The sequence below is a fragment of the Acidihalobacter yilgarnensis genome, from assembly GCF_001753245.1.
Lineage (GTDB): Bacteria > Pseudomonadota > Gammaproteobacteria > DSM-5130 > Acidihalobacteraceae > Acidihalobacter > Acidihalobacter yilgarnensis.
Genome location: NZ_CP017415.1, coordinates 994,424 through 1,020,307 on the forward strand (window position 1 = coordinate 994,424; position 25,884 = coordinate 1,020,307).

Below are 25,884 nucleotides of genomic sequence, written 5' to 3' on the forward strand. Positions count from 1 at the left end.
GGCGCTCCGCGCTCAGGCCTCGGAGCTGTCGATGATCTGGTCGAGCAGTTCCCAGGTCGAGCGCGCCTCCTCGGCGGTGAGTTTCTGTAGGGCATAGCCGACGTGGACCATGACGTGATCGCCGACGGCGACGGTCTCGTCCTGCAGCATGAACAGGCTGACGTCGCGTTCCACGCCCTTGGCCTCGCAGCGTGCGTTATAGCCGTTGATTTCGACGATCTGCATGGGAATGCCGAGGCACATGGCGGAATCTCCTTGGGTGTCAGTCGCCGTCGGCCGCGAGTGCGGTGCGCGGGGCGACGCGCAGACGGTAGTGCGCGAAGGCGAGCGCCCAGACCGCGAGCATGGCGGCGACGACGGCAAGGCCCAGGGTGCCGAAATCGAGGTTCAGCAGCCAGCGCGGGGCGACGCCGCGGCCGAGGTGCGGGGCGAGGAGCTGCAGCCATTCCAGCGTGCCGATGAGCAGCGCCGTGCCCACCGCCATGGCGGTGATCAGGGTGTTGAAGTAAAGCCGGCGCACCGCGTCGGACAGCGCCCAGTGGTAGGCGCGCAGCATGATCAGGCCGTCCAGCGAGTCCATCAGCGTCATGCCTGCGGTGAACAGGAAGGGGAAGATCATGATACCCCACAGCGGCATGCCGGCATGCGTGGCCAGGGTGGCGGACAGGCCGAGAATGGCGACCTCGGTGGCAGTGTCGAAACCGAGACCGAACAGCACGCCCAGCGGGTACATCTTCCAACTGCGGTCGATGCGCCGGTTGAGGAAGCGGAAGCCGCGCGCGAACAGACCGCGGCGGTCGAGCAGGTCCTCGATCTCCTCCTCGCGCAGCGGGCCGGCGTCGCCGCGGCGGTGCGCCCGACAGCGCCGAAGCAGGGGCAGCAGCACGGCGAGGTTGAGCAGGCCGATCAGGGTGAGGAAGGCGGCGGAGACGCCGGTGCCGAACAGGCTGCCGAAGTGCTTCAACATGCCGAAATCGCCTTCCGCGCCGCGCGCGCCGAGCGCGATGGCGGCGGACAGCGCGACCACCACGCTGGAATGGCCGAGGGCGAAGAAGAAACCCACCGCCACCGGGCGCCGGCCTTCCTGGCGCAGCTTGCGGGTGACGTTGTCGATGGCGGCAATGTGATCCACGTCGAAGGCGTGACGCGCGCCGAAGATCCAGGCCAGGCCGGCCAGAGCGTGGATCCCGGGCTGCACCGCGGCCAGTTCGAAGGCGCCGAGCCAGGTCAGCAGGTTGCACGCCGCGAGCACGGCCAGCAGCGCGGCCAGCGGGCGTCGCGGAATGCCGTGCAGGGCCTGGCCGATCAGCTTCATGCGTTCGTCTCTCTCATCCTTGTCAGCTGTCGAGCTTGCGCTCCAGCCCGTAGCGTTCGAGCTTGCTGCGCAGGCCGACGCGCGACAGCCCTAGCTCCTCGGCCGCGCGGCTCTTGTTCCAGCGATGGCGCAGCAGCGTCTCGCTCAGAATGGCCGCCTCCAGGTTTTCCACGCGCTCGCGCAGCGTGGCCACGCCCGGGTCCTCGGACGGCGGCATCATGAAGTCGGCCTCGTCCGTGCCGCCGCGCAGCACATGCGGCGGCAGCAGCTCCGGCCCGAGCTGCGCATCGGCGCTCAACACCAGCATGCGCTTGAGCACGTTGCTCAGCTCGCGCACGTTGCCTGGCCAGGCGTAGTCGCGCAGGCACTCCAGGCTCTCCGCGGACAGACGGCCGGGGCCGGGCTTGCCGAGGGCACGCGCGAGGCGGGCGAGCAGGTGGTCCGCCAGCGCTTCCATGTCGCCGGGGCGTTCGCGCAACGGCGGCAGGTGCAGGCTCATTTCGGCGATGCGGTAGTACAGGTCGGCGCGGAAACGGCCGGCGCGCACCTCCTGCGCGAGGTCGCGGTTGCTGGCGGCGACGATGCGCACGTCGGTGTGACGCATGCGGTTGCTGCCGACCTGGCGGAACTCGCCGCTTTGCAGCACGCGCAGCAGCTTGACCTGGAATTCGGGGCTGATCTCTCCGATCTCGTCGAGGAACAGGGTGCCGCCGTCGGCCTCCTCGAACAGCCCGGTGCGGTCGGCGACGGCTCCGGTGTAGGCGCCCCGGACGTGTCCGAACAGCTCGGATTCGAGCAGTTCGTTGGGGATCGCGCCGCAGTTCTCGGCCACGAAGGGGCGGTCGGCGCGGTGGCTGTTGTAGTGCAGGGCGCGGGCGAACAGCTCCTTGCCGGTGCCCGACTCACCGGTGATCAACACGGAAACGTCGTGGGGTGCCATCTGCGCGACCTGCGCCACGGCCGCGTGCAGCGGGCTGTCGGGCGCGCGCACGATCTCGTCGAAGCGGAAGCGGCGGCGCAACTCCTGGCGGCAGGCGTCGCCGCGCCGTGCAAGGTCGTCCGCGCTCAGCCTGAGTTCCTGGGCGAGGTGGGCATTGTCGCGCTGCAGCGCATGAAGGCGGGCGGCGTTGCGTACGGTGAGCAGCAGCGCGTCGGGGTGCCACGGCTTGGTGATGTACTGGTAGATGCCCGCGTCGTTGATGCCGGCGATGATGTCGTCGGCCTCGGTGAAGCCGGAAATGATGATGCGCACCGCTTCGGGCCAGTGCTCGCGCAGCTGCGTGAGCAGCTCGATGCCGGTGGTCTCGGGCATGCGCTGGTCGGCCAGGACGACCTGCACGGGACGCGTCTCCATCGCGCGCAACGCCTGCGCTGCTCCCTGCGCGGGGAGCACCTCGAACTCGTCGTCCAGCACCCGGGCGATGGTTTCGACCGAGCGCGGCTCGTCGTCGACGACGAGTACGCAGGGGCGCGTGGCGGCCTCGTCCGGCATCAGGCGAGCGCGTCCCTGAGCGCGGCCGCCTCGGCTTCGAGGGCGGCGAGCCGGCCGCGCAGCGTCGCCGCGCGTTCGGCCTCGATCCAGGCCAGCCAGGCGTCCATGCCCTCGCCGCTGCGCGCCGAGAGTTGCAGGATCTCGATTCCGGGATTGACCCGCCGCACATATTCCACGCAACGCTCGACGTCGAAGTCGACGTAGGGCAGCAGGTCGGTCTTGTTCAGCACCATGAGGTCGGCGGCGTGGAACATGTCCGGGTACTTGAGCGGCTTGTCCTCGCCCTCGGTGGCGGACAGGATCACCACCTTGTGCGCCTCGCCCAGGTCGAAACCGGCCGGGCACACCAGATTGCCGACGTTCTCGATGAACAGCACGCCCTGCGCCGCCGCGTCGAGGTGGTCGAGCGCGTGGCCGACCATGTGCGCGTCGAGGTGGCAGCCCTTGCCGGTATTGACCTGGATCGCCGGGGCGCCGGTGGCGCGGATGCGGTCGGCGTCGTTGCTGGTCTGCTGGTCGCCCTCGATCACGCCCAGCGGGAAACGGCCCTGCAGGCGCTTGAGGGTCTCCACCAGCAGCGTGGTCTTGCCGGAGCCGGGGCTGGAGACGAGGTTCAGCGCCAGGATGCCCTGGGCGGCGAATCGCGCACGGTTGGCCGCCGCGTACTCGTCGTTCTTGCTCAGGATGTCGCGCTCGATCTGCACCATGCGCGATTGGCTGAGGCCGGGTGCGTGGGCGTGCGCAGGGCCGCGGCCGTAGTGCAGATGGCCGTCGCCGGCATGGGCATGCTCATGATTATGATCGTGGGTATGTTCGTGGTCGTGCTCATGCCCGTGATCGTGGGTATGGGCCTTTCCTTCCAGCTTGGCTTCGCCTTCGCCGCAACCGCATACGGTACACATGTCACTCCACCTCCAGATCCTTGATTTTCAGTTCCTCGCCCTCGGTGACCTGCAACTGGTAGGCGCCGCACTCGGGGCAGGGATCATACCGCTGCTGGATCGTCACCGGCCGCATGCACATCAGGCACCAGGCGGTGGCGGGCTGCTCGATGATTTCCAGCGCGGCACCCTCGGCCAGCGTGCCGCGCGAGACCACGTCGAAGCCGAAGCGCAGCGCGGAAAGCTCGACCCCCGCTAGCGCGCCGATCTCCAGACGCACACGGTTGACCTTGTGGAACGACTGGCGCTCGGCCTCCTGCTGCAACACCTGCACGATGCCCTCGCATAATGACATTTCATGCATGGCGGCGGATGTCCAGTTCGTATTCGACGCAGGGGTCGACGGCGCAGATCAGCGCGCGCGCCTGCGCCGCACAGCTTTCCGCGTCGCGGAACGGCAGGCGGGAGAGGGCACGGGCGGCGGCGGCGCGCGGGTGGAAGTTCCATTCCGTGGGCGCCACGATCCGATAGTCCCGGATGCGTCCCTGCGACAGCGAAACGCGGTGTATCAGTTGGCCTCTGGCAGCTTGCACGATGCCGATTCCCTCGCCCGATGCGTCCGGCGCGCCTTCCGCCGCCTGGGGCGGAGAGACGTCGACCGACCGTTCCAGGTAATCCTGCAACTTTGCCAGGGAAAAATCCAACTCGCAGGCCAGCGCCAGCAGACGCGCGATGAGGCCCTCGCCCCAGCGTCGCGTCGCGGCGGCCACTGCCGGCGCCTCGCGCTGACGCGAGTAGGGCGTGGTTTCGCGCGCCTCGCCGTCGATGTGCGGGAACAGCGCGTAGCTGGCCGCCGCATGCGCGAGACGCGACCGCCATTCGGCCTGGTCGAAGGCCTCCAGCGGGACACTGCCGGTACCGGCGCCGAGCGCCTGCCAGCCACATGCCGCCAGACGGCGCAGCAGACGCTCCAGCGCGGTTTGTCCGGTGCCGTCGGCCTCGCCGTCCGTTTCCGTCAGTGCGGTCCAGCTGGCCACGTCGCTCAGCACCCGCCGGCGCACGAAGGCTTCCAGCGCCCGTGACGCCTCCCGCGTCGCCTGGAGACCATCCTCGCCGGCGTCGGCCATCCGGCGGTGCAGGGCAAACAGCTGTGCCGCGTCGTCGCGCCAGGCCTCCAGGCCGAGTGCCTGCGGCCAGTCCATGAGCAGACGCAGGGCATGTTCGCGCACGCGCTCCAGTTCCAGTGCGAAGCCGCGTGCATCGCGCTCGGCGGGTGTCGCCTCGATGCCCTGGGCGTCGGCGCAGGCGGCGAGCGCGGCCACGCGCTGAGCGCCGCCGCACAGGCTGAACAGCAGCGGGGCGAGGCGCACGGCCTCGGCGGGCGTGCGCCCGATCAGCGCGCGGGAGGCGTATGCCGGGCGGGTGGAGCGGATGTCGACCGCGACGATGCCGGCCGCGTCGTGTTCGAGCACGATGTGCAGCCGGCCGGCCGGGTCGACGGCGTGCGGCGCGCTCATGGCGGCGTGCGGCGGAATTCGCCGCGCAGGAAGGCGCGGCGGCTGAGGCCGATGGATTCGCGTTCTGCCGGTGCCGACGTCGGCGCGGCCCGGACGGTATCCAGCGCGGCGCGCGCCGTGGCGCGTGCGGCCTCCTGGTCCTCGAATTCAAGGGCCGGGGAGAACAGCGCGCAGCTTTTGTACGTACCCAGCTCTTCGTCGCGGCCGACGAGGAATTCGCATTCGCCCATGGGCAGGCTCTCGCGCACGGTCGCCGTCGGCGCGAGCGCATCCCAGGCCGCACCATCACGCGGCAGGATGACGAGGTTGATGAACCAGGGCGTGATCAATGCGCCCAGCCAGCCGTCGCCCTGGGCCCGGAAGTCAATCGCCTCCACCCGCAACGCCGGGTTGAGCAGCGGCATGTCGCGCATCCGTTCGCGTTCGATGCGGTGGAAGGTCTCTTCGAGGCGGGCGACGGCGGCGGGAGGCGAGGGCATCAGTCTTGCGTCAGTACCATGAACTGCTCTTTGCTGCCGTCGCACTCGGGACAGCGCCAGTGCTCGGGCAGGGCGGAGAAGGGTGTACCCTGCGGGATCTGCCACACGGGATCGCCCTCGGTCGGGTCGTAGACGTACCAGCAGATCTTGCATTCCATGCGTGCATCGTCTCCGATCTTGCCGGTATCGCCGAGAAATGAGCCCTCGAAGGTCTTGAGCGGAGTGCTCATTGTGTCGCCTCCAGCACCTCGCGCAGGCGTTCTGCGGTGTCTTCCAGATCCTCGCGCGCGGCCAGTGCCACCGCGGGCACGTCGACGACTTCCAGGGTGTTGAGGATTATCGCGTCGACCGAGTTGAAATACTGCACCCACCACACGTGCGCGACGCCGGTGGCGGTGATGCGGCAGTTGCCGTAGCCGCGCGAGAGGATCAGCGTACGGCCCTCACCTAGTTGCGCCTCCAGATACGCCAGGTCCTCCGGCGTGTGCGGCAGCAGGGTGAAGTTGATCACGTGCGGCTCCATGCCCGGGCGGTACGCGGCCTGGTGGCCGGCCAGTTCGGCCAGCAGCGGACGGGCGTTGATCACACCGGGCGGCGGCATCTCTGCGGGCGCGACGAGCTCGCGGCGTGCTCCGGCGAGACCGTGTTCGAGCACCGCAGTGGGAATGCTGCCGATCTCGATGCGGTCCAGCCCCGATGCGGGGTGGCTCACGCGCCACACGCCCGCGAACACGGATTCCTGAATCAGCCATTCGTCCGCGCCGCGCAGCAGGATGCTGACTTCGCCCTCGCCCAGGATCTGGTTGAGCAGTTCGCGTTCCTCGCCGCCGAGACCGGTGACGTCGACGGACTGCGCGGCGGTGTCGGTGCGCGGACGTTCCAGCAGCGCGAGTACCTGCTGCAGCGGATCCAGGGTGCGCGGGGCGCGTGCCAGGGTTTCGGGCTCGGGCAGCGGCGGCGGCAGATAGGTGTCCATTTCCCGGGGCAGATCGGGATAGGACAGGACCTCCTCGTCCTCGCCGGTCTGCGTGCCCGGGCCCAGGGCGACGATGGGGATGTCGATGGGTTTCATGCGCGTGTCTCCTCTGCATAGGGCTGGCCGACCACCGGAATGCCGATGCCTGGCGGGCGGTGGGTGTCGCCGGCGAGGATTTCCTCGATGGCGGCGACGTAGTCCTGCCAGTTCTGCACGCGTGCGATGGCGCCGAGATACTCGCCCTCGCGCAGGAATACCAGGGCCGGCCATTCGCGCACGCCGTAGCGCTTGTCGATCTCGCGTTCATAGCCGCGGGCGACCACGGCGGGCACCAGCCGGCCGGCGAAGCGGCGCGCGATTTCCGGCAAGATGACCGCGACGTCGTTGCTTTCCGGGAAGCTCGCGGGGTCTTCGGTGAAGAACAGCACGCATTGCGGCGCAGCGGCGACGAAGTCCTCGAAATTGTCGGCGTCGAGCAGGGTGTAGCCAAGTGTCTGGGTGAGCCGGTCGATCAATGGCATGTCCATGGTGGTCAATCCTCGTGGTTATGAGTCGCCGCGGTCGCGGGGCGCAGATGCTCCGGCAGTTCCGGTTCGCGGTCGATGAGATCGCTGAAGAAGTGTTCGAAATCCTCGCCGGCGAGCGCCGCGGCGAGGCCGTCCAGGGCCTGTGCGATGTGTCGCGCATGCGCTTCGTCCAGCACCTCGCGGGCCGCGTCGAGGAATACCAGCAGCCAGGTGCCGACGGGTTGTGGGCCGACCAGGCTGACGTCGATGGCGCGGCGTTCGCCGTCGCGTTCGCACCAGGCGGTGCCGTCGGCGTCGACGGCCACGATGCGCATGGGTATGCCGATGCACATGCTCGCGTCCCTCAGTCGGCGGATTTCAGGAAGCGGGGGTCGCCGTGGCGGAAGGCCTGGGCGGCGTCGGGGCGGCGCGATTCGTAGTCGTCGATGTCGAGTTCCGCTCCGGTCAGCCCGGCGCCGGGCGGCAGCGGGACGGGACGCGGGGCATAGTGCACGCCGAAGGCAGCCAGACAGTCGAGGGCATGACCGATCGCGGGGGCGATCTGCGCCTTCACCGCGCGACGCAGGCTGCCGCCGTAGTCCTCTAGTTCCACCGGCTGCACGCCGATGAGCACCAGATGACGCGGCAGACGATTGGTGAGCTCGGCCACCGCCAGCACCTCCTCGAAGCCGGCCTGATGCAGGCTCATCTTCTTCGCGCCCATGAAGCGCGGCACCTCGGCGTCGCGGATCAGCTTCAGCGTGCCGGGCGGCAGGCCGTAGTCGACGGCGTCGAACACGATCAGGATGTCGGCGTCCTGCACGTGTTCGAGCAGGTAAAGCCCCTGGGTGCCGCCGTCGAGCAGGTGCACGTTGCCGGGGAAATGGTAGTCGCGATGAAGGCCCTCGACGGCGCGTACGCCGAAACCCTCATCGGCCCAGAGCACGTTGCCGATGCCGAGGATCAGCACCTGCGGCGGGGCGGCGGTTTCGGTGGGCATGGCGTTCTCCATGACACTCTCCCGGTCGCGGCGGCTCACTCGGAGCCGCGGTCCTTGAACACCCGCCAGCCGTTGATCATGGTGCTGACCATGGTCTGGCGCGAGACGATGTCCTCGCGCACGGCGATGTACACGTGGGCGATGACGAAGCAGATCAGGAACCACATGCCCAGGTGGTGCCAGGTGTGCACCGTCTGCGGGTTGCCGCCGAACAGTGGCACCACCCAGCCGAACAGCGACTCGGCCCAGCTGTGCGGGCCCAGCTCCTCGGCGTAGAGGGCGAAGCCGGTGCAGATCATGAACAGGCTGCCGAGCACGAACATGCAAAACATGGCGATCTGGGCCAGCGGATTGTGGCCGACGAAGTCATGTGGCTTGCGCTCCAGGAAGAGATACCAGCGCAGCTCGAAGAACAGCCCGCGCCACCATTCGCCGCTGAACACCGGCGGCAGGAACAGCTCGCGCGAGTAGCGGTTGCCGACGAAGGCCCAGTACATGCGACCCAGGAGGCCGATGGTGAAAATGTAGGCCGCGGTGAAATGGATGAAGCGGATGTCGCCCATCAGGTAGTGCTGGCTGGCCTGCCCGGACAGCGAGGGCGGCGGGCTGCCGATCAGATAGCCGGTGATCGCCAGCACGGTGATCGCCCCGGCATTGATCCAGTGCCACAGGCGCACCGGGGCTTCGTACACGTAGACCGGCTTGGTGCTTGCGGTTTCGCTCACGGATGTACCCTCCTGCGCTGCCGGGCGTCCGGTTCTGTGGGCGCCCGGTGATCGGTTGTGGACGCGCTCAGCGCACCTTGACCCGGGTCAGCTCCTCGCCGCTCGGCGACATCACGTGCGTCGAGCAGGCCAGGCAGGGGTCGAAGCTGTGCAGGGTGCGCAGGATCTCGACCGGCTGCTCGGGGTTGGCCATCGGGGTGTTCATCAGCGAGGCCTCGAAGGCGCCGATGTTGCCCTCCGGGTCGCGCGGCGAACCGTTCCAGGTGGTCGGGACCACGGCCTGATAGCTGTCGATCTTGGTGTCGCGGATCTTGATCCAGTGACCCAGCGCGCCGCGCGGCGCCTCCGTGAAGCCGACGCCCTTGGCTTCCTTGGGCCAGCTCGAGGGCTCCCACTTGTCGACGTTGGCGGTGGCGCTGTCGCCGGCCTTGAGGTTGGCCATCAGCTTGTCCTGGAAATAGCGCATCTTGTGCGCCGACCAGGAGGCTTCCAGGGCTCGTGCGGCGGTGCGTCCCAGCGTCGAGAACAGCGCCTCGAAGGGCAGTCCGACGTCGCTCAGGAACTTGTCCACCGGCTCCTTGTAGTCCGGCATGCCCTTGACGTAGCCGATGATGTGACGGGCCAGCGGGCCAACTTCCATGGCGTGCCCCTTCCAGCGCGGCGCCTTGATCCAGGAGTATTTCGCGCTCTCGTCGATCTGCTGGATGTCGGTCTTGCTCCCCTTGGTGTTGGGGCCGAGCACGAAGTCGGGGTCGGTGATGCCCACCCAGGGATGCAGGCCCTCGTTGGGTTGCGGGTATTTGTACCAGGAGTGGTCGACGAACTCCTGCACCTGATGTAGGTCGCGCAGGTCGATGTCGTACACGCGCTTGAGATCGCCGTTGATGATGGCACCGCTGGGCATCAGCAGGTTCGAGGGCGAGTAGTCGTTGGCGTGTTCCGGGATGTCGCCGTAGGCGAGCACGCTCTGGCTGGACAGGCCGCCGCCGTAGAGCCAGTCCTTGTAGAACATGGCCACGGCGCGGATGTCCGGCAGGTAGACCTGATCGATGAAGTCGATGGAGCGGTTGATGATCTCCGAGACCAGGTTGAGGCGCACCATGTTGACCGGCGCGCCGGCGGCCATCGACTCGTCCATGTTGATCGCGCAGGGCACGCCGCCGACCAGCCAGTTCGGATGCGGGTTCTTGCCGCCGTACACGGCGTGGATCTTGACGATCTCGCGCTGGAAGTCGAGCGCCTCCAGGTAGTGCGTCACCGCCATCAGGTTGCCTTCGGGCGGCAGCTTGTACGCCGGGCTGCCCCAGTAGCCGTTCTTGAACAGGCCGAGCTGGCCGCTCTCGACGAAGCGCTTGAGGCGGTTCTGCACGTCGCGGAAATAGCCCGGCGACGAATTCGGCCACGGCGAAAGGCTTTGCGCCAGCGTGGAGGTCGCCTTGGGGTCGGCCTTGAGCGCGCTGACCACGTCCACCCAGTCCAGCGCGTGCAGGTGATAGAAGTGCACCAGGTGGTCGTGCACCTGCAGCATCAGCTGCATGATGTTGCGGATGGTGTTCGCGTTCTCGGGGATCTTGATGTCGAGGGCGTCCTCCACCGCGCGCACGGAGGTCAGCGCGTGCGTGCCGGTGCACACGCCGCAGATCCTTTCGGTGAAGGCCCAGGCGTCGCGTGGGTCGCGGCCCTTGAGGATCACTTCCAGCCCGCGCCACATGGTGCCGGTGGAGACGGCGTTGCGGATCACGTTGTGGTCGTCGACGTTGACCTCGCAGCGCATGTGGCCCTCGATCCGGGTGACCGGATCGACCACGACGCGGCGGCCGCCGTCGTTCAGGGTGAAGCCGTTGGGGGTCTTGATGACGCTCATTCGCTCTTGTCTCCGTGGTGTTCATCCTGCTTCGGCTGATGCGGCTTGTGGCGTGCGCGGATTACCGCGGTGACTGCGGCATGCGCCACCGCCGCTGCGCCCACGCCGCCCGCGGCAATGCCGCCGATCTGGTCGGCGTTGGCATCGATGCCGAAGCCGTTGACGCGGGTCAGGCGGTCGTAGAACGAGCCCTTGTCCCAGAACCCGTCCTCGGAGCAGCCCAGGCAGCCGTGCCCGGACTGGATGGGGAACGAGGTGTCGCCGTTCCAGCGCACGGTGGAGCAGGCGTTGTAGGTGGTCGGTCCCTTGCAGCCCATCTTGTACAGGCAATAGCCCTCGCGCGCGGCGCGATCGTCCCAGGACTCGACGAACTCGCCGGCGTCGAAGTGCGCGCGGCGGTAGCACTTGTCGTGGATGCGCTGGCCGTAGAACATCTTCGGCCGCCCTTGGCGGTCGAGCGCTGGCGGGTGGCCGAAGGTGAGCATGTAGGTGATGACGCCGGTCATCACCTCGGCGATCGGCGGGCAGCCCGGCACCTTGATCACCGGCTTGTCGGTGATCACCTTGTGGATCGGCGTGGCGCGTGTCGGGTTGGGTCGCGCGGCCTGCACGCAGCCCCAGGATGCGCAGGCACCCCAGGCGATCACGTGCTTGGCGTGCGCCGCGGCGTAGCGCAGTTTTTCCACGAAGGGCTTGCCGCCGACGATGCAGTACATGCCGTCCTCGTTGAGCGGCGGATTGCCTTCGACCGCGAGGATGTAGTTGCCCTTGTGCTTTTCGATGGTCTCCTGCAGGCAGGCCTCGGCCTGATGCCCGGCGGAGGCCATCAGGGTGTCGTCGTAATCCAGCGAGATCATCGACAGGATGACGTCCTTGGCCAGCGGATGTCCGGAGCGGATGAACGATTCGGAGCAGCAGGTGCATTCCAGGCCGTGCATCCACAGCACCGGCGTGCGCGGCTTGTTCTCCATCGCCCACGCGATCTTCGGCACGAAGGCCGGGCTGAGGCCCAGCGAGGTGGCGGTCAGGCTGCAGAACTTGAGAAAGCTGCGTCGGCTGATGCCCTGGCGACGCATCACGTCGTAGAAGGTTTCTATCGCCATGTACTCCTCCCTCTGCGCCCACCCCACGGCAGAGCGGGCGCTGGCAGTCGCGGATCGATTCGCGGGTTCTTAGGAGAGGACGCCGAGCTTGATGGTCTCGTGTCGTCGGCGTCCCGCCTTGGGAGGGGTCAAAGCACTAAACGGGCCAGTGGCGGGAATCCCATTGACATCAATCAATTAGCCGATCTAATGAATTTTGAGGTGCAGATTGGGGTGGAAAGTTACTTTCCGATTTGCAAGGGTCTGTCTGGTTAGCGGATTGTCAGCGTCGTCGTCAGTGCGCCGTGCACACCATGCAGGGGTCGAAGGAGCGGACCACATGCTGGACGGCGATCTTCCGCGGATGGCGCGGCGAGTCCACTGGCGTCCCGGTCAGCGCCTGCTCCAGCGCGCCGGGTTGGCCGGCGGCGTCGCGCGGCGAGAAATTCCAGGTGGTGGGCGAGACGATCTGGTAGTTGCGGATGCGTCCGCCCTCGATCCGCAACCAGTGCCCGAGACTGCCGCGCGCCGCCTCGGTCAGGCCGATGCCCTCGGCGTCGGCCAGCGGGGCGGCGGGGTTGTGGAACGGTTCGCCCGGAACCAGTGCATCGGTCCAGCGCTGCATCGCCAGCAGGATGCGCGCGCTTTCCAGCAGGCGCGCGACGACACGGGTGAGCACGTTGCCGCCGGTGGCGGCGACGAGGTCGCAAATCAGCGGATGGCCGTCGACGAGCTGGCGCGCGAGCGCGCCGACCTCGACCGCCTTGCCGTGCAGGCGCGGCGCCTTGCACCAAGTGTAGGCGCCTTCGCGCCCCGGGTCGGGCAGGGTGCGCGCCGTGCGCGGCGGTGCCGTGTCGCCCGCCATCCAGCTGTGGCTGACGTCCTCGGCGATGCCGTCGACGTCGAGTGAGTGCAGGCTGCCGTCGCGCCACACGCCGCGCGCGAAGAGCGGTGCCCCGTCAGCTTCGCGGTAGGCGCCGAAGCTCATGAAGCGGTCGGCGGCGCGGCCCAGGGTGTGCAGTCCGAGGGCCTCGCCGAGGGCGAGGAAGCGGGCGAGATCGCCGGGCTGCCCGGCCTGTGCCGCCTGCCAGTGCTGCAGCGCGTCGCGGCTGTCGAGGGCGACGATCTCGTCCAGGGGTGCGGCGAAGACCCGTTGTTCCAGGAATCGGCGGAAGGCGCCGACGACGTTGCCCAGATGCAGGCGCTCGCGCGCGGATACCGCTCGGGTGCAGCCGCCGGGCTGGATGGCGAGGCTGTGCGGCCACTTGCCGGCCAGCAGGCCCATGAGGTGCATGAACGCGGTGCGCGCCTGCAGGAACTCGGGTGCGGCGCTGCCCTCGACGGCGCGAAAGCGCGCGTGGATGTCGGCGTGCCAGGGCTGGGCGGCGTATTCGGGGCGCGCGAAGTCCGGCATGAAGAACAGGTAGAAGTGAGTCAGGTGGTCGATCAGGTTTTCCGCGGCATGGATCAGGTCGAGCGCGAGGATGCCGTTGGGCGGGGTTTCCGCGCGGTAGGCGTCGCCCAGCGCGAACGCCGCAGCCACCGACTGCGAGACCGAACAGATGCCGCAGACCCGCGGCGCATAGACCAGAGCGTCCCCGGGAATCTTGCCCAGCAGGATCTGCTCGAAGCCGCGGTACAGCGGCGAGTTCACCCAGGCTGCGTCGACCTGGCCGTCGCCGACGTCGAGCTGCACTTCGAGGTCGCCCTCGACTCGGTTGAACGGGCCCACGATCTGCCGCGCCACGGGACCTATTTCCTGTCCGGCTTGCGCCCGGGGCGGGCGACGACGTGATCCGCGCGGGCGTTTTCCTTGATGCGCTGCGGTGTGGCCGCTTTGGCCAGCGAGCTGAGCGCGATGAACCAGGCCTTGGGCATGTCGGTGGGTAGGCCGAGCGGGATGCCGGCCACGGTCGGCGTGCGCAGGAAGGCGTGGCCCGGCTCCTCGAACTCGGGCGCGGTGCAGTTGATGCATGCGTAGCCGCCCCGGGTGCACGAACCCTCGCCGTTCCAGGTGCGCACATTGCAGTCCGCCTGCGCCTGGGTGCCCATGCAGCCCAGGTGCTCCATTAGGCAGCCGAGGTCCGAGGGCTCGATGGCGCTGGCCTTGTATTCGTAGAACTCGTTGCGCGGGCAGCCGTGGTGCGCCAGGAGATCGGTATACATGCGCGGGCGTGCCAGGTCGTCCAGATCGTCCGCGCCGAGTTCGCCGCGCGCGAGCAGGTGCAGCGTGTCCAGCACCCAGTCCGGGTGGGTGGGGCAGCCGGCGACGTTGATCGCTGGCAGGCCGGCGCTGGAACGGTAGTCCTTGCCCAGCAGCCCGCCGGGGTAACGCCCGTCGTACTGCAGGCCGCAGGCGTCCGTGGGATTGGAGCCGCCCGCGGTGACCCCGCCGAAGGCGGCGCAGCTGCCGACGGCCACGCAGTAGCGCGCCACCGCGGCGAGCTCGCGCACCCACTCGATCATCGGCCGCCCGGTGCCGGCGAGCATGTGGAAGCGCCCGGTGCCGTGCGGGCCGCGCAGCAGCGAGCCCTCGACGCACAGTGCGTCCAGCCGCTGGCGGCCGGAGCGGATATCCTCGAGCAGCCGCAGGGCCTCGTCCATTCCCGCCTCGCTGAGCGAAGGATGCCAGAGCAGGTCGATGCCCGAGGTGTCCAGCCGGGTGAGCAGGTCGGGCGTGTCGGCGCAGAGCAGCGACATCGTGCAGCCGCCGCAGCCGCCGGATTGCAGCCATAGCAGGTTCATCCGCGCGCCGCCGCTCATGGCGCTTCCGCCTCGCCGCCGTCGGCGGCCTCGCGCGGCAGTTCGATGCGGAATATCGCCCCGCCCAGGTCGCTCGCCCCGGCGCGCAGCGTGCCGCCGTGCTCAGTGACGATGCCGTAGCTGATCGACAGGCCGAGCCCCGTTCCCTGGCCCACCGGCTTGCGGGTGAAGAAGGGTTCGAAGATGTGCTCCAGGTCAGCGGGCGCGACGCCGGGGCCGTTGTCGTGGATTTCTAGCCAGAGCATGTCCGCGGCGACGCCGCCGCGCACGCGCAGTTGCGGGGCGGGATGTTCGGCCACCGCGTCGACCGCGTTCTGCACCAGATTCATGACCACCTGATGCAGCTGCCCGGCATGCCCCACGGCGAGAAAGGGTTCGGGCAGGTCGATGCGCACGTCGATCTCGCGGCGGGCGCCCTTGAGCACCCAGTGCGCCGCGGTCTTGACCACGTGGGACAGGTCGAAGCTCGCGCTGCGCGATTTCTGCCCGCCGGAAAAGCGGCGCAGATCCTCGACCAGATCGCGCACCCGCTCGGCGCCCTCCAGGGTGCCCTCCATCAGCGGCGCCAGATCGGCGAGGATCTTGTCGATGCGCAGGCGCTTGCGCTGCGCCTCCAGCGCCTCGTCCAGGTCGCCGGCGTGGATCGCAGCGAGGTATTCGTCGAGCTTGTGCACATAGCGCTGGAGCACGTGGACGTTGCCGTAGACAAAGCTGATCGGGTTGTTCAGCTCGTGCGCCACGCCCGCCACGAGGCGGCCCAGCGAGGCCATCTTCTCGGCCTGCACCAGATTCTTCTGCGCCTCCTTGAGCTGGTCGTGCGCCTTGTTGAGCGCCTCGTAGGCGCGGCGCAGCTCGCCGACCGGTCGCCCGATGAGCACGGCGCCGACCGGCCGTCGGCGCGGGTCGAAGCGCGTGCTGCAGTTGAGTGACAGGGGGACCGTCTCCTCGGTGCCGATCATGCTGACCTCGCAGTCGTGCACCGGCTGCTTGAGCAGGCGTTCCTTGAAGCTCTCGGCCAGCGCCTTGGAGGAGGGCGCGAACAGCTCGCTCAACGGCTGTCCGACCCAGTCCGCCGCCGCGCGCCCCGTCAGCGCCTCAAGCGACTTGTTGACCTGCTGAATCCGCCCCTCGACGTCGCACACGATCATCACGTCGGTCATCGACGACTGCACGCTGGCGATGAAGGTCTGCACCTCCTCCAGCTCGGTATTCTTCTGCTCCAGCTCGATCTGGTAGCGGACCAGATTCTCGTACGTCTCGTCCATCTTGTGGATGACGTCCATCCACACGATCTCCGAGGCATCCGTCGAGTCTTCGCTGCGTTCGGGTCGTTTCACGGCAGGGAACCGGGTTGATGACGGACCGCCCGGCCGAGCATGGCCGCGGGCGGGACAGGGCCATACTACCGCGAAAGCCTTGCACGCGGTGGCGGTGCTAGCAGGCAAGCGGAGTGGGCGTATGTGTCGCGCCGGCCAGTCGACATATCGATCCAGGCGAGGAAGGGCTTCGCTGTGCAAGCGATGATTGATTTTCCCGGGCAATTATCCGCATAAAGCCGGTTGAGCGCGTTTATTGAATGAAAAATATCCGAGCCCTGCGCTCGGGAACCCTTTTCGTGGAGCTTTTGTTATGAATCCAAAATTTCGTCTGGCCGGGGTCCTGTTGGGCGGATTTGTGACCGCATCGTATGCCCACGCCTCGCCGCAGATTCCCCCGGCACACCCCGCCAAGCCCGATTCGCGTATCGAGGTGATGTTTCCGCCCATGCTGAAGCGCCAAACCCTGTCCACGATGCGCATGCATCTTCAAGGGGTGGCCGAAATTCAGCAGGAGCTGGCCAACGGCAGATTCGAAAAAGCAGCCGAGATCGCCACCGCAGCCCTGGGTATGTCGTCCATGCACGGCCACCAAATGGCGGAAGAGGCGAAATACATGCCGCATGGCATGATGAAGCTGGGTGCGCTCATGCACCAAAGAGCGGCCGAATTTGCCATCTCGGCCCAGGATGCCGCGGCTACCGGCAACCTCAAGCCTCCGTTACGTGTGCTCTCCAGGATGATCGAAACATGCGTTGCGTGTCATTCGGCTTACAGGCTGCAATGAGGATTCTGAAGAGCAATTGAAAAGGGCTTATGTGTAATGGGTGCTTTCGACTGCGGATTCAACCGATCGACGCAACGAATTGGTTAAAACGTTCAGCCGGTGTTTCATAGTTTAGGGTTTTTCTCGGGCGAGAATTTAATTGTTTGGCCACCGAATTGAGCCTGGCCTGTGAATATTCCGATAGATCGGTCCCTTTGGGAAAATATTGCCTGAGCAGCCCGTTGGTATTTTCGTTCGATCCGCGTTGCCAGGGATTGTGTGGATCGCAGAAATAAACCTGTATATCAGTGGCCAGAGGAAATCGCCGATGCTGGGCCATCTCCTTTCCCCGGTCCCAGGTCAGAGACCGATACAGCGCCTGCGGGAGTTGATGCGCCTGTTTGATCAGTGCATTAATCACCGTTTCACTGTCCTTGCTGGGTACTTTGACCAGCATGACGTAACGGGAATGCCGCTCAACCAGTGTGGCGATTTGGCTGTCACGGTCCCCAAAAAGTAGGTCGCCTTCCCAGTGCCCCGGAACAGCCCGATCTGCTGCTTCGGCCGGTCTCTCCCTGATCGAAACCGCTCCCACGATCCGGCCGTGATCGGGCGTTTTCTGGGTATAGTGTCTTGATCGCCGCATCGCCCGCGTGCGCCGCAGATCCGCCTGAAGCTCCTTCTTCAGTGCCCCGCGCGCCTGGATAAAGAGACTGCGATAGATCGTTTCGTGCGACACCTGGTAGTGCTCGTCGTCCGGGTAGGTGCGTTTGAGCCAGCCGGCAATCTGCTGCGGTGGCCACCAGGCGCGGAGCCCCTGGGCTACAAGGCGGCCAGTTCCCGATGCTTCACCAGTTTACAGGCTTTGGGGTGCAGCGCCCGATCCCAGGCCGCCTGATCGGCCGGTGCCGCCCGGTAGCTCCTGCGGCATCCATTGCGACGGATCTCACGGCTGACGATGGACGGTGAACGTTTGAGGGACGCTGCAATCGACCGGACGGACCGTCCTGACACAATCCCTCGGGAGATCTCCTCGCGTTCGGCTAAAGTCAGGGCCAACCTGGAGCGGTGTCGCCGACGAGGCTCGATCCCGCCTGTCCGGCTCAAAACCCCCTCTACAGAAGAATGGTTGCGACCAAAAAGCTGGGCGATCCGCTGAAGTGACTCGCTCTTGCGCCAACGCTCCCACATCAACGCCTTCTGCTGCTCAGTGTAATAAATCCTCGGCCTTTGCTTCATGGCAACACTCCTGATCCCTACTCAGAATCTAGCGTGTTGCATCCACCGGTTGAATCCGCAATTAGTTAGCCGCCATGAAATTAGATGAATGCGAAGTCCGCTTGTGGCCGTTTCCAGACTATCCCAATCTTCGCTGCGCCATCTTCATCCCTTCTTATCCCTTCTTAATAGATAACGCACGAGCACTACACAGGTGTTGATTTTCCCTTTTCGCCACAGACGCCTACATCGTTCCCGATTCGATCCGGTTCCGGCCGTTGTGTTTGGCCTGGTAAAGCAAGCCGTCCACGAAATCGACGAAGCGCCTGGGTTCGTCCTCGGTGAAGGTGTGGGTGGTGCCCACGCCGATGCTGACGGTGACGAGCGGGCCGATGGGCGAGGCTTCGTGGGGTATTTCCCGCGCTGCGATCAGGCGGATGCAGCGTCCGGCGATGGCCTTTGCCGCGTCGGCGTCCGTTTCCGGCAGTAGGAGGGCAAATTCCTCGCCGCCGAAGCGGGCCAGGACGTCGCGCGGACGGGTCGCGGTCTCTTTGTGGTAATCCGCATTCCGTCAGTCATGTGCATGCATGGCAATGGACTCTGGGCGTTAGGCCGGATTGTGCCGGTCGTCAATCCCGGTTGCCGGCACGCGTGTCGACCGTATGCAGGCGTTGGCACCATGTTAGTGCTGCGGTCCCGGCTGCCAACTATTCTTGATGTGGATCAGATTTGCTGACAGTTGGGTTGATTTCGACCGGGCAGGCGCCTTGAATCCAAGGGTCTGTGACGCGCAGGGTGTACGTGCGTCATATGAACGGTGCTGCAGCTGCGAGGAGACGCATGGCGAGTGAACCGGGTTTCCTGCCGCGGGACGGTCTGGACCGGCTGATTGAGGTGCTGCGCCGCGACGGCCGCGAGGTCATCGGACCGCGGGTTCGCGACGGCGCCATCGTCTACGCGCCGATCGCGACCGCCGCCGATCTGCCCACCGGCGTGCGCGATGCCCAATCCCCCGGCGCCTATGCGCTGAACGCGGCTTCATCCGCTGAGCGCCAGTTCGCCTGGGCCAACGGGCCGCAGGCGCTCAAGCCCTTGGTATTCAGCCCGCGCGAACGTCTCTGGACGAGTTGGCACGCACCTGCCAATGGGCTGCATTTCGGCGCCGCGGCGCATACGACACGTCCCACCGCGGTGATCGGTGTGCGTGCCTGCGATCTGGCTGCGCTAGACCTGCAGGATCGCCATTTTCTGCGCGAACCGTATGCCGATCCGGCCTATCGCGCGCGGCGCGAGTCTTTGTTCTTGGTCGCGGTCCACTGCACGCATCCGGCGGATACCTGTTTCTGCGTGTCGACGGGGGACGGCCCCGAGGCCGCGAAGGGCTTCGACCTGGCCTTGCATGAGATCGATGCAGGCTTCGTCGTGACGTCCGGGAGCAATGCGGGCGCCGAGGTGCTGGCATCGTTGCCGCTCGCTGTCCCCGCCGAGGCGCAAAGGGACGAGGCCCGAGCAGGCGTGGCTGCGGCCGCAGCGGCGCAGACCCGTCGGCTGCCTGCACGCGATCTGCGCCCGGCCTTGTTGGCGCGGATTGAGGATCCGCATTGGCAGGTCGTGGCCGAGCGCTGCCTGTCTTGCGGCAACTGCACGGCGGTCTGCCCGACCTGTTTCTGCAACGCTGAGATCGAGGAGCCGGTCAGCGACGGGAGTGTCAGTGAACATTTCCGCCAGTGGGATTCCTGCTTCACCGCTGGGCACAGTCGTTTGCACGGCATTGTCGTGCGCGCCGACACGCTTGCGCGCTACCGCCAATGGCTGATCCACAAGCTGGCCACCTGGCACGACCAGTACGGGCGGTCCGGCTGCGTGGGGTGTGGCCGCTGCATCGCGTGGTGTCCGGTGGGCATTGACCTGACCGCCGAGGTGGCAGTCCTGTGCGACGATGGCGAAGGTGTTGCGCCATGAGCCTATCCCAGTTGCCAGCGGCTGCGGAGATCGTTGAGCGTGTGCAGGAATCGGCCAGCATCTTTACTCTGCGCCTGCGTTTTGCCGATGAGGATTTGCAGTCGACTTACTGCAGTGCACCGGGGCAGTTCAACATGATCGGGCTGCATGGTGTCGGCGAAGTGCCCATTTCGATCATTTCCGACCCGGAGGAGGGCGCGTTTATCGACCATACGATTCGCGCGGTCGGGCGGGTGACACATGCCTTGTCGGCGCTGCGTGTCGGTGATGTCGTGGGATTGCGCGGCCCTTATGGGCGCGGCTGGCCGCTCGACGCGGCTATGGGTGACGACGTCGTGCTGGTGACCGGGGGTCTGGGCTGCGCCCCGGTCGTGTCGGTAATCGATTACGTCATGCGCCGGCGCGAGCGATTCGGGCGGCTGGTCATCATCCAGGGCGTCAAGCATGCCGAGGACCTGATCTGGCGCCAGCGCTACGAGGCCTGGGCCCGCGCGCCGGACACCCAGGTGTGGCTGGCGGCGGACGTCGGCGGGCCGCACTGGGCCTGGGACGTGGGCCCGGTCACGGTGCTGCTCGATCACGCCGAATTCGATCACGCCAAGGCGCACGCGCTGATGTGCGGGCCCGAGCCGATGATGAAGGCGGTGGCCGAGCGACTGTTGGACGACGGCATGCCGGCCGAGCGGTTGTGGCTGAGCATGGAGCGCAACATGCACTGCGCGGTAGGTCACTGCGGCCACTGCCAGCTCGGGCCGCTGTTCGTCTGCCGCGACGGCCCGGTGTTCCCCTATCCGGTGCTGGCGCCCTGGTTGCAGCATCGGAGTTTGTGACGATGAATGACGACCCTGCAAGAACCGACGAACCCGGCCGCAGGCCGCGTATGGCGGTGCACAAATTCAGCTCCTGCGACGGCTGCCAGCTCGCCCTGCTTAATGCGGGCGACGCTTTGCTGCGGTTGGCCGAACGGGTGGAACTGGTGCATTTTGCGGAGGCCGGTCCCGTCGATCCGGAGGCGGCGGTCGACATCGCGCTGATCGAGGGTAGCGTGTCCACAGCGGAGGACCGCGCGCGCATCGTGCGCATCCGCGCCCATAGTCGCTTTTTGGTCACGCTGGGCGCTTGCGCCACCGCAGGTGGCATCCAGGCGCTGCGCAATTTCACCGACGGCGACGAATGGTTGTCTTCGGTGTATGCGCGACCGGAATATATTTCCAGTCTGGCGAATGTCTCGCCGATCCGCGATCACGTGCACGTCGATCTGGAATTATGGGGCTGTCCGGTCAGCGGGCATCAGGTGCTGACGGCCATCGGCAGTCTGCTCGCGGGGGCGCCACCGGCGGTGCCTGACGAGAGCCTGTGCCTTGAATGCAAGCGCCAGCAGGCCGTATGCGTGATGGTGACGCGCGGCGCGCCCTGCCTGGGGCCGGTCACGCGTACCGGCTGCGGTGCCCTATGCCCGCGCTTCGGGCGGGATTGCTACGGCTGCTACGGCCCGGCCGAGCACCCCAACACACAAGCGCTCGGCCGCCGCTTCGCCGGCCTGGGACTGGTCGACGAAGCGATCGCTCGTCGTTTTCACTTCATCAATAGCCAGGCCCCGGTATTTTTGGAGGCCGGTCAACGCCGGAGAGGCAATCACGATGACTGAGCGGCGCGAGATTCGGATCGAGGTGCCGGTGCTCGCGCGGGTGGAGGGCGAGGGTGCCTTGTCGATCGAGGCGCGCGATGGGCGGATCGAACGTCTGGAACTACGCATCTATGAGCCTCCGCGACTGTTCGAGAAGCTGCTGGAGGGGCGTGGCTACGACGAGGTGCCGGACGCGGTCGCGCGTATCTGCGGCATTTGCCCGGTGGCCTATCAGATGAGTGCGGTTGCGGCCCTGGAGCAGGCCATGGGCATCGAGATCGACGACTGGGTATCGCGCATGCGGCGGGTGTTCTACTGCGGCGAGTGGATACAGAGCCATGCCCTACACATTCATCTGCTCGCCGCGCCCGATTTTCTCGGCTACGGCAACGTGGTCGAACTGGCCCAGGCGTACCCGGAGCTGGTGCGCCGGGGCTTGCGCCTGCAGGCATTGGGCAACGACCTGATCCGGCTTTTCGGCGGCCGTTCGGTGCATCCCGTTGGTGCCCGTGTGGGGGGGTTCCACCGGGCGCCGTCACCGGCGGCGGTGGCCGAACTGCGATTGCGACTTGATGCGGCGTGCGCAGACACTGACGCCCTACTCGATTGGGCGCTGGCGCTGCCAGTGCCAGACGCCGACCAGGACTTCGTCAGCGTGGCCCTGCGCCACCCGCACGGCTATCCGATGGCGGGCGGGCGCATCGTCAGCGACCGCAGGCTGGATATCGGCGCCGAGGCCTTCGAGGCCCATTTCCACGAGCTTCAGGTGCCGCATTCCACCGCGCTGCACGCGCTGCACCACGGGGAGCCCTACATGGTCGGCCCGCTCGCGCGTCTGAATCTGAACCACGACCGCCTGCCCGCGGCGCTGCGCGACCGCTTGCACGCGGCGGGGTTGCGCCTACCCAGCCGCAATCCCTTCCATAGCCTGATTGCCCGCGCGGCGGAGATCACCTTCGCCATCGGCGAAGCCGCGCGCCTGCTTGCCGATTATGTCGAGCCAGCGTCGGCGGGAACTGTGGTCGCGCCGCGTGCCGGGTTGGGCTTCGGAGCCACTGAGGCGCCGCGCGGTCTCCTTTGGCACCGCTACGAGCTGGACGATATGGGACATGTGCGCAGTGCACGCATCGTGCCGCCGACTAGCCAGAACCAGGCGCGCATCGAGGCCGATCTACGCCAGTCGCTGGAACGTCTGGGGCTGGAGCAGCCCGACGAGGTTCTACGCCTGCGCGGCGAGCAGGTCATCCGTAGCTACGATCCCTGTATCTCCTGCGCCACGCACTTCCTGCGCCTGGATATGCGCCGCGCGTGAGGCGTCTCGCGGTCATTGGCATCGGTTCACCCTTCGGCGGCGACCGTATCGCCTGGACGGTGATCGAACGACTCCGCTCTCGACCGCTCGACGCGGGGTATTCCTCCGGTGGGATGATACTTGAAGCCTGCGACCGGCCAGGGCCGAACCTGATTGAACAGCTCCGCGGCCTGGAACACGCGATTCTCATTGATGCGGTGATGGGCGCGACAGTGCCGGCAGCCTGGTATGACGAGGCCTCATTCGTGCGCATGGCCGCGCCTTTGTCCGGCCATGCCATCGGCCTTGCCGAGACGCTTGCACTGGGTCGTGCCCTCGGCGATTTGCCAACGATCGATCTACTGGGTCTGTGTCTGACGAGTGATACGCAGGTTGAGGCACAGATCTGTACATCGGCGCTGCGTTTGTTGCGTCCGCATCTGCGCGCGCTGTCCACAGCTAAGAGGCCGTGCGGATTTCCCGACGTCGTCCCCAGATTGGTTTAAGTCTCACGAACGCCCGAAAAGAGGGCGCGTTGCCCCGATGGGGGTCGCGCAAGACTCGCCGCGGCCAGATGGCCACGACAAATCCGGCCGTTGGTAGGCCGGATTTTGCGATTCCATTGGTATTTCTAATCAAAACAATTGCTTGCGAATCGTTTGGATGCGCGGGTTGCGCGTCCCGGCATGTCGCGTGGCCTATGATCTGGCCGCCAGTGACCCATGAAACGGTATGGGTATTGCAGATGTCTATGCCAGATAGACGGCAATAGGGGGGATGTCGGTCGCCACCGCTCGCGTGGCGACCTGAACCTTTATTGTGGAGGAACGAGATATGGCCGTGACACACGATGCAATACGCGTGAGCGCCAGTGCCGGCAAGCTACGCCGTGAGGCGGGCATGCTGAGTTTGTTGTTCGCCAGTCTGGGCGGCATGATCGGTTCGGGCTGGTTGTTCGGCCCGCTCAACGCGGCCAAGGCTGCCGGTCCTGCAAGCCTGCTGTCCTGGGTGATCGGTGGGTTCGCGATCCTGCTGCTGGCCTTTGTCTACGCCGAGTTGGCGACCGCTTTTCCGCGCGCCGGCGCGGTGGTGGCCTTTCCCAAGCTCAGCCACGGCAATCTCATGGCCATGGTCATGAGTTGGGTGGTGTTTCTGGGCTATGTCTCGGTACCGCCGGTCGAGGTGATGGCGGTGCTCAGTTACGCCAATAACTATCTGCACGGTCTGGTGGCGCCGCACACCGGTGTGCTCACGACCATGGGCTTCTTCGTGGCGGCGGCGATGCTGGGCGGTTTCGTGTTGCTCAATAGCTTCGGCATCCGCTGGCTGCTGCGCATCAATACCACGCTGGTGTGGTGGAAGCTGGCGGTGCCGGCGATCACGATCCTCGCATTGCTGTTGTTTTCCTTCCATACCGGTAACGGCTCGGTGCAGGGTTTCGCGCCCTATGGCTCGCAGGGGGTGCTCTCGGCGGTGGCCACCTCCGGCATCGTGTTCAGCTATCTCGGTTTTCGCCAGGCGGTGGAGCTGGCCGGCGAGTCGCGCGATCCGAAACGGACCATCCCGGTGGCGGTGATCGGCTCCGTAGTGCTCGCACTTGGCCTCTACTTGCTGTTGCAACTGGCGATGATTTACGGCGTCGCGCCCGGCAGCATCAGCCACGGCTGGGCCAATCTGCACTTCGCGGGCATCGCCGGTCCGTTCGCCGGTATGGCGGCACTGGCAGGCCTCGGCTGGCTGGCCCTGCTGCTCTATATCGACGCGGTGATCTCGCCCGGCGGCACTGGCATCATCTACAGCACCACGGCCTCGCGCGTGGTCTATGCCACCGGCAACGAGGGGCTGATGACTTCGCTGTTCAGCCGCGTCACCGCCGGCGGTGTCCCCTGGGTGGGGCTGCTGGTGACCTATGCCTTCGGCGTGTTCTTTTTCTTTCCCTTCCCGTCCTGGCAGAAGCTGGTCGGTTACATCTCTTCGGTGACGGTGTTGTCTTACGGCATCGGTCCGGTGGTGTTGCTCAGCCTGCGCAAGACCCTGCCGGTGGGCGATCATGGCCGACCCTTCCTGCTGCGCTGGCCCTGGCTGGTGGCGCCGGTCGCCTTCATTGTCTCCAACTACATCATTTACTGGAGCGGTGCGGGTACCGATGACTTCCTGTTCGGCATGCTGGCGGTGTTCTTCGCCATCTTCCTGGTCTACGAGCTGGCGATGCGGCGTAGCCTGTCGCATCTGGAGTGGCGCGGCGCCTGGTGGCTGTTGCCGTATTTCGTCGGCATGTGGCTAATCACCTACCTGGGGCCCAAATCGCTGACCGGAGGGCTGGGTGACATCGTCTATCCCTGGGGTATGGTGATCATCGCGATCTTCAGTTTGGCCATCATCTTCCTGGCACGCGCCAGTGCGATGCTCGATCCCGAGGAAGCCCGCGCTACATTACTTGGCAGCGAGCCGGAGCTGATGGATCACAGGGCTGGGTGAGCCGCGCCCGTGAGGTGCAGAAACTGGGCGATGCCGCTCATCAGCATCTGCACGGCGATCACCGTCAGGATCAGCCCCATCAGGCGCTCCAGGGCGGCCAGCCCTCGCGCGCCGAGGTGCCGCGACAGACGGGTGGCGGTCAGCAGAATCAGGCCGCTGGCGGCCCAGGCAATGAGCAGTGCGCCGGTCCACAGCGGCCAGTCGCCGGGCTGGCGGCTGGCGATCAGCATGGTCGCCGAGATAGCCGAGGGGCCGGCGATCAGCGGGACGGCCAGGGGCACCACCAGCGGCTCCCCGTCGATCTGCTCATGCAGGCTGCCGGACTCGGGAAACACCATCTTCAGCGCGATCAGGAACAAGACCACGCCGCCGGCCACGCCCAGAGCCGAGGGCGAGACCTGCAAGAGGTGCATCAGCTGTTGGCCAAAGAACATGAAGGTCAGCAGGATGGCCAGTGCGATCAACATTTCGCGCACGATTACGCGCGGCTGGCGCGCGCGCGGTGTCTGCTTGAGGGCGCTCAGGAACAACGGAATGTTGCCGAACGGGTCCATCACCAGGAAGAACAGCAGCGCGGCGGAGAATAGGGTCATTTGGGGTCCGTGGGTCTAGGGTTCCGTAATGAT

General features: G+C 66.5%; 27 protein-coding genes and 1 pseudogene. 7 read left to right on the plus strand and 21 right to left on the minus strand.

Going from position 1 to position 25,884, the window contains the following annotated elements; translation table 11 throughout:
- Positions 1-12: 12 nt before the first annotated feature.
- The 18 genes from BI364_RS04725 to BI364_RS04810 all read right to left on the minus strand — a co-directional run bounded on the left by BI364_RS04725 (position 13) and on the right by BI364_RS04810 (position 15,883).
- Complete coding sequence (locus tag BI364_RS04725; protein WP_070077770.1) at positions 13-243, minus strand: HypC/HybG/HupF family hydrogenase formation chaperone; 231 nt, start codon at positions 241-243, stop codon at positions 13-15.
- A gap of 19 nt (positions 244-262) precedes the next feature.
- A complete protein-coding gene (locus BI364_RS04730; protein ID WP_070077771.1) occupies positions 263-1,315 on the minus strand; it encodes a HoxN/HupN/NixA family nickel/cobalt transporter in 1,053 nt (350 codons plus the stop codon).
- Between the two features lie 22 nt (positions 1,316-1,337).
- Positions 1,338-2,807 (minus strand): sigma-54-dependent transcriptional regulator, encoded by a 1,470-nt coding sequence (locus BI364_RS04735; RefSeq protein ID WP_070077772.1) that lies wholly within the window; start codon positions 2,805-2,807, stop codon positions 1,338-1,340.
- A complete protein-coding gene (hypB, locus tag BI364_RS04740; protein WP_070077773.1) occupies positions 2,807-3,709 on the minus strand; it encodes a hydrogenase nickel incorporation protein HypB in 903 nt (300 codons plus the stop codon). Before hypB ends, BI364_RS04735 begins: the two co-directional genes overlap by 1 nt.
- A gap of 1 nt (position 3,710) precedes the next feature.
- Complete coding sequence (hypA, locus tag BI364_RS04745) at positions 3,711-4,052, minus strand: hydrogenase maturation nickel metallochaperone HypA (RefSeq protein ID WP_083250813.1); 342 nt, start codon at positions 4,050-4,052, stop codon at positions 3,711-3,713.
- A complete protein-coding gene (locus BI364_RS04750; protein ID WP_070077774.1) occupies positions 4,045-5,205 on the minus strand; it encodes a nickel-dependent hydrogenase large subunit in 1,161 nt (386 codons plus the stop codon). The genes hypA and BI364_RS04750 overlap by 8 nt, the downstream gene beginning before the upstream one ends.
- Positions 5,202-5,684, minus strand: coding sequence for a [NiFe]-hydrogenase assembly chaperone HybE (hybE, locus tag BI364_RS04755; RefSeq protein WP_070077775.1), 483 nt, complete (start codon positions 5,682-5,684; stop codon positions 5,202-5,204). The genes BI364_RS04750 and hybE overlap by 4 nt, the downstream gene beginning before the upstream one ends.
- Positions 5,684-5,914, minus strand: a complete 231-nt coding sequence (locus tag BI364_RS04760) for a rubredoxin (RefSeq protein WP_070077776.1) — start codon at positions 5,912-5,914, stop codon at positions 5,684-5,686. Before BI364_RS04760 ends, hybE begins: the two co-directional genes overlap by 1 nt.
- A complete protein-coding gene (locus tag BI364_RS04765; protein ID WP_070077777.1) occupies positions 5,911-6,756 on the minus strand; it encodes a hydrogenase expression/formation protein in 846 nt (281 codons plus the stop codon). Before BI364_RS04765 ends, BI364_RS04760 begins: the two co-directional genes overlap by 4 nt.
- On the minus strand, positions 6,753-7,187 hold the full coding sequence (locus BI364_RS04770) for a thioredoxin domain-containing protein (protein ID WP_070077778.1): 435 nt from the start codon (positions 7,185-7,187) through the stop codon (positions 6,753-6,755). The genes BI364_RS04765 and BI364_RS04770 overlap by 4 nt, the downstream gene beginning before the upstream one ends.
- A gap of 5 nt (positions 7,188-7,192) precedes the next feature.
- On the minus strand, positions 7,193-7,519 hold the full coding sequence (locus tag BI364_RS04775) for a HypC/HybG/HupF family hydrogenase formation chaperone (RefSeq protein WP_070077779.1): 327 nt from the start codon (positions 7,517-7,519) through the stop codon (positions 7,193-7,195).
- 11 nt (positions 7,520-7,530) lie between these two features.
- Positions 7,531-8,178, minus strand: a complete 648-nt coding sequence (locus BI364_RS04780; RefSeq protein WP_233279576.1) for a HyaD/HybD family hydrogenase maturation endopeptidase — start codon at positions 8,176-8,178, stop codon at positions 7,531-7,533.
- A 23-nt stretch (positions 8,179-8,201) separates the two neighbouring features.
- The gene (gene cybH, locus BI364_RS04785) at positions 8,202-8,891 is read right to left on the minus strand and encodes a Ni/Fe-hydrogenase, b-type cytochrome subunit (protein WP_070077780.1); all 690 of its coding nucleotides are present in this window, start codon (positions 8,889-8,891) and stop codon (positions 8,202-8,204) included.
- 67 nt (positions 8,892-8,958) lie between these two features.
- Positions 8,959-10,755 (minus strand): nickel-dependent hydrogenase large subunit, encoded by a 1,797-nt coding sequence (locus BI364_RS04790; RefSeq protein ID WP_070077781.1) that lies wholly within the window; start codon positions 10,753-10,755, stop codon positions 8,959-8,961.
- Complete coding sequence (locus BI364_RS04795) at positions 10,752-11,858, minus strand: hydrogenase small subunit (RefSeq protein WP_070079895.1); 1,107 nt, start codon at positions 11,856-11,858, stop codon at positions 10,752-10,754. The genes BI364_RS04790 and BI364_RS04795 overlap by 4 nt, the downstream gene beginning before the upstream one ends.
- A 274-nt stretch (positions 11,859-12,132) precedes the next feature.
- Entirely contained in the window at positions 12,133-13,584 is a 1,452-nt protein-coding gene (locus tag BI364_RS04800; protein ID WP_070077782.1) for a nickel-dependent hydrogenase large subunit, read from the minus strand.
- Positions 13,585-13,589: 5 nt separating this feature from the next.
- Positions 13,590-14,600 (minus strand): NADH-quinone oxidoreductase subunit B family protein, encoded by a 1,011-nt coding sequence (locus BI364_RS04805; protein ID WP_233279577.1) that lies wholly within the window; start codon positions 14,598-14,600, stop codon positions 13,590-13,592.
- Complete coding sequence (locus tag BI364_RS04810) at positions 14,597-15,883, minus strand: PAS domain-containing sensor histidine kinase (protein WP_070079897.1); 1,287 nt, start codon at positions 15,881-15,883, stop codon at positions 14,597-14,599. Before BI364_RS04810 ends, BI364_RS04805 begins: the two co-directional genes overlap by 4 nt.
- A 346-nt stretch (positions 15,884-16,229) precedes the next feature.
- On the opposite strand from BI364_RS04810, the gene BI364_RS04815 reads away from it, so the two are divergent.
- Positions 16,230-16,703, plus strand: a complete 474-nt coding sequence (locus tag BI364_RS04815) for a hypothetical protein (protein WP_083251164.1) — start codon at positions 16,230-16,232, stop codon at positions 16,701-16,703.
- Positions 16,704-16,761: 58 nt separating this feature from the next.
- Here BI364_RS04815 and BI364_RS04820 read toward each other — a convergent pair.
- Positions 16,762-17,921 (minus strand): annotated as a pseudogene (locus BI364_RS04820) (IS30 family transposase).
- Between the two features lie 223 nt (positions 17,922-18,144).
- Entirely contained in the window at positions 18,145-18,423 is a 279-nt protein-coding gene (locus BI364_RS17255) for a diguanylate cyclase domain-containing protein (RefSeq protein ID WP_083251165.1), read from the minus strand.
- Positions 18,424-18,740: 317 nt separating this feature from the next.
- On the opposite strand from BI364_RS17255, the gene BI364_RS04830 reads away from it, so the two are divergent.
- From BI364_RS04830 to BI364_RS04855, 6 genes are all read left to right on the plus strand, one after another.
- Positions 18,741-19,862 (plus strand): 4Fe-4S dicluster domain-containing protein, encoded by a 1,122-nt coding sequence (locus BI364_RS04830; protein WP_070077784.1) that lies wholly within the window; start codon positions 18,741-18,743, stop codon positions 19,860-19,862.
- Entirely contained in the window at positions 19,859-20,692 is an 834-nt protein-coding gene (locus BI364_RS04835; RefSeq protein ID WP_070077785.1) for an FAD/NAD(P)-binding protein, read from the plus strand. The genes BI364_RS04830 and BI364_RS04835 overlap by 4 nt, the downstream gene beginning before the upstream one ends.
- Positions 20,693-20,694: 2 nt before the next feature.
- Complete coding sequence (locus BI364_RS04840; protein ID WP_070077786.1) at positions 20,695-21,510, plus strand: NADH-quinone oxidoreductase subunit B family protein; 816 nt, start codon at positions 20,695-20,697, stop codon at positions 21,508-21,510.
- On the plus strand, positions 21,503-22,801 hold the full coding sequence (locus tag BI364_RS04845) for a Ni/Fe hydrogenase subunit alpha (RefSeq protein WP_070077787.1): 1,299 nt from the start codon (positions 21,503-21,505) through the stop codon (positions 22,799-22,801). Before BI364_RS04840 ends, BI364_RS04845 begins: the two co-directional genes overlap by 8 nt.
- Entirely contained in the window at positions 22,798-23,286 is a 489-nt protein-coding gene (locus BI364_RS04850; RefSeq protein WP_070077788.1) for a hypothetical protein, read from the plus strand. The genes BI364_RS04845 and BI364_RS04850 overlap by 4 nt, the downstream gene beginning before the upstream one ends.
- 328 nt (positions 23,287-23,614) lie before the next feature.
- Positions 23,615-25,258 (plus strand): APC family permease, encoded by a 1,644-nt coding sequence (locus tag BI364_RS04855; RefSeq protein ID WP_070077789.1) that lies wholly within the window; start codon positions 23,615-23,617, stop codon positions 25,256-25,258.
- Here the strand turns inward: BI364_RS04855 and BI364_RS04860 are convergent.
- Positions 25,243-25,851 (minus strand): MarC family protein, encoded by a 609-nt coding sequence (locus BI364_RS04860; protein ID WP_070077790.1) that lies wholly within the window; start codon positions 25,849-25,851, stop codon positions 25,243-25,245. The two genes, BI364_RS04855 and BI364_RS04860, sit on opposite strands and share 16 nt — an antisense overlap.
- Positions 25,852-25,884 lie beyond the last annotated feature (33 nt).

Coding starts and splice junctions, on each gene's coding strand:
- BI364_RS04855 (WP_070077789.1), top strand. CDS start 23,615: ATGGCCGTGACACACGATGCAATACGCGTGAGCGCCAGTGCCGGCAAG.
- BI364_RS04795 (WP_070079895.1), bottom strand. CDS start 11,858: ATGGCGATAGAAACCTTCTACGACGTGATGCGTCGCCAGGGCATCAGC.
- BI364_RS04765 (WP_070077777.1), bottom strand. CDS start 6,756: ATGAAACCCATCGACATCCCCATCGTCGCCCTGGGCCCGGGCACGCAG.
- BI364_RS04770 (WP_070077778.1), bottom strand. CDS start 7,187: ATGGACATGCCATTGATCGACCGGCTCACCCAGACACTTGGCTACACC.
- hybE (WP_070077775.1), bottom strand. CDS start 5,684: ATGCCCTCGCCTCCCGCCGCCGTCGCCCGCCTCGAAGAGACCTTCCAC.
- BI364_RS04830 (WP_070077784.1), top strand. CDS start 18,741: ATGGCGAGTGAACCGGGTTTCCTGCCGCGGGACGGTCTGGACCGGCTG.
- hypB (WP_070077773.1), bottom strand. CDS start 3,709: ATGTGTACCGTATGCGGTTGCGGCGAAGGCGAAGCCAAGCTGGAAGGA.
- BI364_RS04775 (WP_070077779.1), bottom strand. CDS start 7,519: ATGTGCATCGGCATACCCATGCGCATCGTGGCCGTCGACGCCGACGGC.
- BI364_RS04750 (WP_070077774.1), bottom strand. CDS start 5,205: ATGAGCGCGCCGCACGCCGTCGACCCGGCCGGCCGGCTGCACATCGTG.
- BI364_RS04790 (WP_070077781.1), bottom strand. CDS start 10,755: ATGAGCGTCATCAAGACCCCCAACGGCTTCACCCTGAACGACGGCGGC.
- BI364_RS04860 (WP_070077790.1), bottom strand. CDS start 25,851: ATGACCCTATTCTCCGCCGCGCTGCTGTTCTTCCTGGTGATGGACCCG.
- BI364_RS04735 (WP_070077772.1), bottom strand. CDS start 2,807: ATGCCGGACGAGGCCGCCACGCGCCCCTGCGTACTCGTCGTCGACGAC.
- hypA (WP_083250813.1), bottom strand. CDS start 4,052: ATGCATGAAATGTCATTATGCGAGGGCATCGTGCAGGTGTTGCAGCAG.
- BI364_RS04815 (WP_083251164.1), top strand. CDS start 16,230: ATGAATCCAAAATTTCGTCTGGCCGGGGTCCTGTTGGGCGGATTTGTG.
- BI364_RS04725 (WP_070077770.1), bottom strand. CDS start 243: ATGTGCCTCGGCATTCCCATGCAGATCGTCGAAATCAACGGCTATAAC.
- BI364_RS04730 (WP_070077771.1), bottom strand. CDS start 1,315: ATGAAGCTGATCGGCCAGGCCCTGCACGGCATTCCGCGACGCCCGCTG.
- BI364_RS04805 (WP_233279577.1), bottom strand. CDS start 14,600: ATGAGCGGCGGCGCGCGGATGAACCTGCTATGGCTGCAATCCGGCGGC.
- BI364_RS04840 (WP_070077786.1), top strand. CDS start 20,695: ATGAATGACGACCCTGCAAGAACCGACGAACCCGGCCGCAGGCCGCGT.
- BI364_RS04835 (WP_070077785.1), top strand. CDS start 19,859: ATGAGCCTATCCCAGTTGCCAGCGGCTGCGGAGATCGTTGAGCGTGTG.
- BI364_RS04810 (WP_070079897.1), bottom strand. CDS start 15,883: ATGGACGTCATCCACAAGATGGACGAGACGTACGAGAATCTGGTCCGC.
- BI364_RS04760 (WP_070077776.1), bottom strand. CDS start 5,914: ATGAGCACTCCGCTCAAGACCTTCGAGGGCTCATTTCTCGGCGATACC.
- BI364_RS04780 (WP_233279576.1), bottom strand. CDS start 8,178: ATGGAGAACGCCATGCCCACCGAAACCGCCGCCCCGCCGCAGGTGCTG.
- BI364_RS04845 (WP_070077787.1), top strand. CDS start 21,503: ATGACTGAGCGGCGCGAGATTCGGATCGAGGTGCCGGTGCTCGCGCGG.